The organism is Pseudoalteromonas sp. BSi20652 (genome assembly GCF_000239855.1).
GTDB lineage: Bacteria > Pseudomonadota > Gammaproteobacteria > Enterobacterales > Alteromonadaceae > Pseudoalteromonas.
In genome coordinates this window covers 1-7,539 of record NZ_BADT01000039.1, presented here as the reverse complement: position 1 = coordinate 7,539, position 7,539 = coordinate 1, and the positions used below count along the sequence as shown (strand labels likewise).

The window sequence follows — 7,539 nt, the reverse complement described above, 5'->3', positions numbered from 1 at the left end:
AAAAAATTTATAAATATGGACTTTGATCTGGTATATTTCAGGGACTGGTTCAAATAAAAACAATTATTAATAATTAAGGTTGACCTGTGATTTATAGACGCCCGCCATCGCGTTTTGGATTTAATTCTTTAAGTGTAAAACTATCGCTACTGATATCTGCTATTTGCTTAATAGCAGGGGTATGTGCGGCTGCCTTAATGCTTCAATCTGAAGAAAAGCAACTTGTCTTTGAAGAGCACGAAGTTTTAAAAGTCTCTACCGATTTACTGGTTAAGCAATTTAAAGAGCGTATTAATACAAAAATAAATATTGCCCAGCAAGCTAATAACGTTGTAACAGAACAGCTTTTTCAAGCTAGCTCTCCAATTAACTTCAGCAATAAATCACAGTTACAGTTTAATAGCGATGGTACTATTAGAAGCAGTTCTGCAGACGGATTGTCAGCGGCTTTTTTACCACAGCAAAATTACTCTCCTTTTTATAAACGCCTGTTTAATGATTCTGAAATGCTGTGGCGGATAATTTCCCCGACATTAGTACACGATTTCTTTAATTTTTACCTAATAACTAATGATGATTTTATTCGTATTTCACCTCCAAATTGGGCGTTAAATGCACCTGCCGATTTTAGAGTAACTAATGGTTCAACCTATAAGTATATTAAAAATACGTTAGGGGCAGAGCGAGAACCTGCATGGTCAAAAGTCTATTACGATAAAGTATGGCAAAAATGGGTTATTAGTTTGCTAGTACCTGTTTATAAAGATAATGAGTTACGCGGTGTAACGGGTAGTGATATATCTCTCAATAAATTGATTTCGTTTTTACCTGTTGGTGATAAAGAAAAGCATTTATTAGTATTTGATAGCAAAGGGCAGTTATTAGCGCATCCAAACTTAAATCCTGCATTATTAGAGGACTATGGTAGTGATGACAAAGCACTACTTACAAGCGAATTTGTTAATCCCGAATTACAATCTATTATTGACGATGTGATTGCTATTAAGCTTCCAGAATATGCAAACTCGTTTAAACAAAACGATGAAGCCCATATTATTAATATTCGTAAAATTGATAATTTAGATTGGTACATTGGTGTTTATAAAAAACGTTCTTCTACGCTATCAGCATTACAAGATTTAAAACTGAAGTTTTTTGGGCTTTTTATTTTATACGCAATACTCGTTGCTATATTGTTGCACCAAGCGCTTTATCAACTAGTACTTCGCCGTTTACATACATTAGTCTATGCAGTAACAAACTTTGGTAAGGGCCAGTTAACAACAGAATTCCCGCCAGAAAATAAAGATGAAATTGGCACGCTTAATGGCTCATTTAGAGACATGACGGTAGAGATCCGTAAACTCATCGATGGTTTAAATCAGCGTATCACTGAAAAAGAAATTGCCGAAAAGGCAGCCAATCGCCTCTCCAAAGCGGTGGCTTTTTCGGGAACTGGAGTTGTCATTACCGACGAGAATTTTGTAATTGAATACGTAAATCCAAAAATGCTTGAAATGACAGGCTATCCAGAAAGTCACTTTAGCAGAGCACCATTACTTAATATTATTGCCTCAGAGATGTCTATGTTAGTTGAAGATATAGACATAGATTTACGCAGCCGAAATTACTGGCGAGGTGATACATTAATCCAAGGTTTAAATAAAGACCCAATTTGGGTGTCTTTGAGTGTTTCGCCAATTCGTGAAGATGGCGGTGAAATAACGAGCTATGTTGCATCAGCGCAAGACATTTCGTTTGTAAAAGAAAGCCAGCGTAAAATGGAGCAACTAGCTTATTTTGATACGTTAACTGGATTGGCAAATAGAACATTTTTTAGAATGCAATTACGTAAGTCAATGGCATTGGCAGAACGTGGGCATTACGCATTTGCATTGTTTTATTTTGATTTAGATGAATTTAAGCGTATTAACGATACATTAGGACATGATGCCGGTGATCAATTACTCATTGAAGTGGCAAATCGACTTAGAAAACGCCTTAGGGCTGAAGATACCATTGCGCGCCTTGGCGGTGATGAATTTGCTGTGTTACTCAGTGGCATTGAAAGCCAAGAACATGCAACAGATGTCGCAAATACGATTCAAAAAACGCTAAACGTACCTATTAAATTGGGGAGCAATGAAGTCATAGTCAGTGCTAGTATTGGTATTACAATGGCTCCCTACGATAGTCTAGAAGAAGACCAATTATTAAAACACGCTGATTTAGCCATGTATGAGGCAAAGGCGAAAGGGCGGAACACTTTTCATTTTTATAGCCAAGAGCTAAATTTTGCTGCTAACGAGCGATTATTTATTGAAAGTGAGCTGCGTATAGCGCTAAAAGAAAAACAGTTTGTTATTTACTATCAGCCTCAAGTTGATAGCACAAACCAACAGGTAGTTGGCTACGAAGCACTATTAAGATGGTTCCACCCTACAGAAGGGTTAATTTCACCTGACAAGTTTATACCTATAGCAGAGGCGACAGGGCTCATCGTTGAGCTAGGTAAATGGGTACTTCAGGAGTCATGTGATTTTGCTGTAAGGTTAACAGAGCAAGATCGAGAAAATAATATATCGATAAATTTATCGGCTCGTCAGTTTAAAGATTCAAACTTAGTTTCTACCCTAAGCAAGATGATTATAAGGTCGGGTGTTTCGGCTAAACGTCTTCATTTAGAGTTGACTGAAAGTATGTTAATGGGAAATGTTGAAGCCGCTATCGCACAGTTACACGAACTGAAAGCGCTTGGAGTATCAATCTCTATTGATGACTTTGGTACGGGGTATTCGTCGCTTAGTTATTTAAAACGGTTCCCAGTTGATATATTGAAAATTGATCGTTCATTTGTAAAAGATATTCCAGAAGATACAAATGACATGGAGATTACAGCCGCTATTATTGCGATGGCACAAAAATTAAATCTAAATGTGGTTGCTGAAGGGGTCGAGACAATAGAGCAAGTAGAGTTTTTACAAAAAAATAACTGCTTTATTGTGCAAGGCTATTATTTCAGTCCACCGATTCCTGAGAAGGAATTACCTAGTTTATTTGATAAATTAAATAAGCTTTCAAATGGTGAGTGTGTATAAATTAAAATGCGGGTTAACCACCCGCAATTTTTACTTTAAATTTTAGGTTTTCTAAAATAGCTTTTAATTTATCGCGGTCATCACCTTGCACTTCTATAATGCCTTCTTTTACTGCTCCGCCTTGCCCCATTTTACTTTTTATAGTTTTAGCTAACTTTTTTAAGTCATGATCTTTAGGGTTAATGCCTACAACTAACATGACGCCTTTGCCTTTTCGGCCTTTAGTTTGGCGTTCAATACGAATAAAACCATCTTTAAATAGCTTAGCTTCTAACTCTTTCTCTGGTTTTGGCTGGTCAATACGCCCAGTGCTTGTTGAATATACCAAGTGACTATCACTCATACGCGGCCTTTATAGATAAAATAAATAATGAGGTAAATGATAGCAAATTTGCTGTTGTGTGTTTTTCTTTTTGCTAAATACTTTTAACAGGTTATATTTAGTTCAAAGAGAATATTACTGGAGCTTACTATGAGTTTAACTAAAAATGAATCAGTCGATGGCACTACATTAACAATACAAATTAAAGGTAAGTTTGACTTTAATTTGGTGCAATCTTTTCGCCAGGCTTATGCTCAAATGAGCGAAAAAACAGTAAAAGTTATAATAGATTTAAGAGAGACTGACTACATGGACAGCTCAGCACTTGGCATGTTACTTAACATGAAAAAAACAATTGATAGCCAAGTGAAAACAATCGAGATCAGTAACTGCCAACCTCAGTTAAGAAAAATATTACAAATTTCTCGTTTTGATAAAAAGTTTGATATTAGCTAATGATGCATGTGCTAATAGTTGACGACCAAGCCCTCAATCGCATTTTATTAAGTAAAATGCTTGAGCAAGAGGGCTATAAAATATCCCTAGCTTATAATGGTTTAGATGCCATAGAGGTTCTAAAAAAAGAACCAATAGACATCGTGTTATTAGATGTTTTAATGCCGATAATGGATGGCTTTGAAGCTGCTGAAAAAATAAAACAGCAGTATAATGAAGTTTATCTACCAATTATTTTTATAACCTCTTTAGAAGATCAAGCAAGCTTTGAACGCTGCCTTGCGGTAGGGGGCGATGACTTTATACACAAGCCATTTGAAAAAGTTATTCTCCATGCAAAAATTAAAGCACACAGCCGCACTAGAGAGCTGAGTAAAAAAGCGAATCAGCAAAAAAAATTACTTGAATATCATCATAATCAAATTGAACGTGAGCACGAAATAATTGAGCATATTTTTAATAACTCACTAGAAAACCAGGGGAAATTTAAAGAGTACTTAGATTTTAATTTATCACCCGCATCTATGTTTAATGGTGACATGTTTTTGGTTGCGCAAAGCCCAATAGGTAATTTGTACTGCATGCTGGGCGATTTTACAGGGCACGGCCTAGCTGCTGCTATTGGTGCGTTGCCGGTTTCTCGTGTGTTTTATACTATGGTACAAAAAGGCATGGCGGTTAACGATATTGCCAGCGAGCTAAATACACTACTGTACAACCTCCTACCAGGTCACATGTTTTGTGCGGCGACTATTATAGAGCTTAGTGCATCAGGGAAAAGTATTTCTGCGTGGATGGGCGGCTTACCTGATGCGTATTTAATAGATAAAAACGGTAACGTAAAGCAAACATTAGAATCGCAACACATGGCGCTAGGGATTTTAGATGAACAAGAATTTGAATATGAAGTAATTCATTTCGAGACAAACATCGATACGCGCCTTGTATTGGCGACAGACGGGATTATAGAAACATCAAACGAAGAAGATATATATTTTGGGGAGGAACGTTTTTTACAAACCTTAAAAAATAAGTTGATGATTAGTAGTGAGGATATAGTCAATGACGTTACTAAGTTTGCCGATGGGACTAAACAGCAAGACGATTTAAGCATTGTTTTACTAAACTGCCTGCCCTTAGTCCCTGAGGAGCAAGAGCGAGAAGCCTTTTCTACTTTAGCTTTTAATTTATCTTTGAGCTTAAACTCAGAACAAATAAAAAAACAGATCCAGTGTACGACGTTGTTAATATTTTAAGTAGTGTTGGGGGGCTAAATACCCATCGTTCTAATATATTTTTACTGTTATCTGAGGCTTATAACAATGCGCTTGATCATGGTGTATTAGGGCTTAATTCAGAAATTAAAAAACAAGAAGATGGCTTTTTTCGATATTACGAATTAAGAGAGGCAGCCCTTGCTAAACTTACAGATGCCATGATTATTATTGATATGCGCTATTGCCCCGATACGCTCAGTTTGTATTTTATTATTTGTGATTCAGGCAGAGGGTTTAGTAGTAAGCAAGATGAACTGGCAAAGGTTAATAATGAATTTGGCAGAGGGGTGTCTTTGTTAGAAGAAATAGCCGAAAAGGTCACTTATAACGCCAGCGGTAACCAAGTTGAAATGTGCTACAAGTTGAGCTAGCTCTGCAAAAATATCCATGCTATTATTCTCGAAACTTTAGATGTATGGATGGCCAAATGATTTCTTCTTACTTAAAACAAGCACAACTAAGTGCTAATCCAGCTTTGATTTCAACAGAGCTTGAAAAGCTTGAGCTACATTTAGCAAACACTGCTTTGCCTGATGTATGTTGGGAGTATCAAATACCTGAGCTTGGCGAGGGCGGTGCGTGTAGTTTATTTGGTTACCTACAAGATGAGCCATTCAAATTAACTGACTATCTTAAAAATGATGAGCAAACACAGTTCAAGCTAGCTAATTTACAAAGTATTGTGAGCTACATTGAGCAGCAAACGGGCGTTGATTGGTATGGTATTTATCAATCAACTAATACCAGTGAAGGTAAGCAACTATTAAAATTGGCTTATCATGGTGCGCCTAGTCGTCCGTTGTTTCCTTTAACGCAAGCATTTGCGGCTGGCAGTAACAACGTACAGGTTGCGCTATCTCACAAGGGCCGCATTATTAATAACGTTGAAGCGTATTTATCACAAGGTGGTGAATACTACACATGTGACCCTAAAGTTAAATCAGAAACCTGCCTACCTTTATTTAATGCACAAAATGAATGCGTTGGTATTGTAGATGCAGAAGCCTTTAAAAATGATTTTTTTAATGAAAAGACGCTTGCCGTTTTAATTGCATGTTGTATTAAAATTCCTCACTTTCTAGTGTAAATAACGCTAGTCAATATGATGTGCTTTTATGTTAAGCTTTTATGTTAAGCTTAACATAACAGCTAACCCCTAAATAATGATAAGAGATAGCCAATGTTCTCAGTATTAAAACCATTACCAACTGATCCTATTCTTGGCCTTATGGCGGCCTATAAACAAGATACAAACCCTAATAAAATTGATTTAGGTGTAGGTGTCTACAAAGACGAGCAAGGCAATACACCGGTACTTAAATCGGTTAAAAAAGCTGAAGCGTTTCGTCTTGAAAACGAAATGAGCAAATCTTACATTGGTTTAGCGGGAAACTTAGATTACTGCCAAAAGATGGAGCAGTTACTACTAGGTGAACATCAAGCATTGCTAGCAAATCGCGTACGTACTGCGCAAGCGCCAGGTGGTACGGGTGCACTTCGCGTTGCTGCTGAATTTATTAAGCGTTGCAATGCAGATGCAACAGTATGGGTAACTAACCCAACATGGGCAAACCATATTAGCTTGTTTGAAGCTGCAGGCTTAAAAGTAAAAGAATACCCGTATTACGATTACGAAAATAAAGATTTATTGTTTGATGAAATGATCAACACACTTAAACAAGTGCCTAAAGGCGATGTGGTGTTAGTGCATGCATGTTGTCATAATCCAAGCGGTATGGATTTAAACGAAGCACAGTGGAACACGGTTGCTGAACTTGCAAAAGAAGTTGGCTTTACACCACTTGTTGATATTGCATACCAAGGCTTTGGTGCTTCACTTGAAGAAGATGCACGTGGCTTACGTATTTTAGCTGATGCAGTAGAAGAGCTAATTATTTGTTCTTCATGCTCTAAAAACTTTGGCTTATACCGCGAGCGTATTGGTGCATGTTCATTAATTGCAAAAGATAGCGCAACAGCAGATATTTCAAATTCTGTAATGCTAAGCGTTGTGCGTAGTATTTACTCAATGCCGCCAGCGCATGGTGCTGATATTGTTAATACTATTTTAAGCAGTACAGAGCTTACACAATTATGGCACTCAGAGCTTGATGAAATGCGTAGCCGCATAAATGGCTTACGTAGCCTAATTAAAGAAAGTTTAGCAACAAAAGATATTGCGCAAGACTTCTCATTTATTGAGCGTCAAAACGGTATGTTTTCTTTTTTAGGTATTAATAAAGAGCAAATTGCTCGCCTACAAAAAGAATACGGCATTTACATTGTTGGCTCTAGCCGCGTAAATGTTGCAGGTATTAGCCAGTCAAATATTGAATACTTTTCAAATGCTGTAGCTGACGTTTGTAAATAAACGCAGTTAATATAA

Annotated in this window: 5 protein-coding genes and 1 pseudogene; 5 read left to right on the top strand and 1 reads right to left on the bottom strand. The window is 37.0% G+C overall.

Features of this window, described 5'->3' with window-relative positions:
• Window positions 1-86 precede the first annotated feature (86 nt).
• A complete protein-coding gene (locus P20652_RS14755) occupies window positions 87-3,098 on the top strand; it encodes an EAL domain-containing protein (RefSeq protein WP_008166305.1) in 3,012 nt (1,003 codons plus the stop codon).
• A gap of 13 nt (window positions 3,099-3,111) precedes the next feature.
• Here the strand turns inward: P20652_RS14755 and P20652_RS14760 are convergent, their stop codons facing one another.
• Entirely contained in the window at window positions 3,112-3,441 is a 330-nt protein-coding gene (locus P20652_RS14760) for a translation initiation factor (protein ID WP_008166304.1), read from the bottom strand.
• Between the two features lie 129 nt (window positions 3,442-3,570).
• Here P20652_RS14760 and P20652_RS14765 point away from each other — a divergent pair, with 129 nt between their 5' ends.
• From P20652_RS14765 to P20652_RS14775, 4 genes and pseudogenes are all read left to right on the top strand, one after another.
• Window positions 3,571-3,876, top strand: a complete 306-nt coding sequence (locus tag P20652_RS14765) for an STAS domain-containing protein (protein WP_002962948.1) — start codon at window positions 3,571-3,573, stop codon at window positions 3,874-3,876.
• Window positions 3,876-5,524: pseudogene (locus tag P20652_RS17455) on the top strand (SpoIIE family protein phosphatase). Before P20652_RS14765 ends, P20652_RS17455 begins: the two are co-directional and overlap by 1 nt.
• Window positions 5,525-5,580: 56 nt before the next feature.
• Entirely contained in the window at window positions 5,581-6,240 is a 660-nt protein-coding gene (locus tag P20652_RS14770; RefSeq protein ID WP_008166301.1) for a GAF domain-containing protein, read from the top strand.
• 93 nt (window positions 6,241-6,333) lie between these two features.
• Complete coding sequence (locus P20652_RS14775) at window positions 6,334-7,524, top strand: amino acid aminotransferase (RefSeq protein ID WP_008166300.1); 1,191 nt, start codon at window positions 6,334-6,336, stop codon at window positions 7,522-7,524.
• The last annotated feature ends 15 nt before the right edge of the window (window positions 7,525-7,539 follow it).

Coding starts and splice junctions, on each gene's coding strand:
- P20652_RS14760 (WP_008166304.1), bottom strand. CDS start 3,441: ATGAGTGATAGTCACTTGGTATATTCAACAAGCACTGGGCGTATTGAC.
- P20652_RS14765 (WP_002962948.1), top strand. CDS start 3,571: ATGAGTTTAACTAAAAATGAATCAGTCGATGGCACTACATTAACAATA.
- P20652_RS14770 (WP_008166301.1), top strand. CDS start 5,581: ATGATTTCTTCTTACTTAAAACAAGCACAACTAAGTGCTAATCCAGCT.
- P20652_RS14775 (WP_008166300.1), top strand. CDS start 6,334: ATGTTCTCAGTATTAAAACCATTACCAACTGATCCTATTCTTGGCCTT.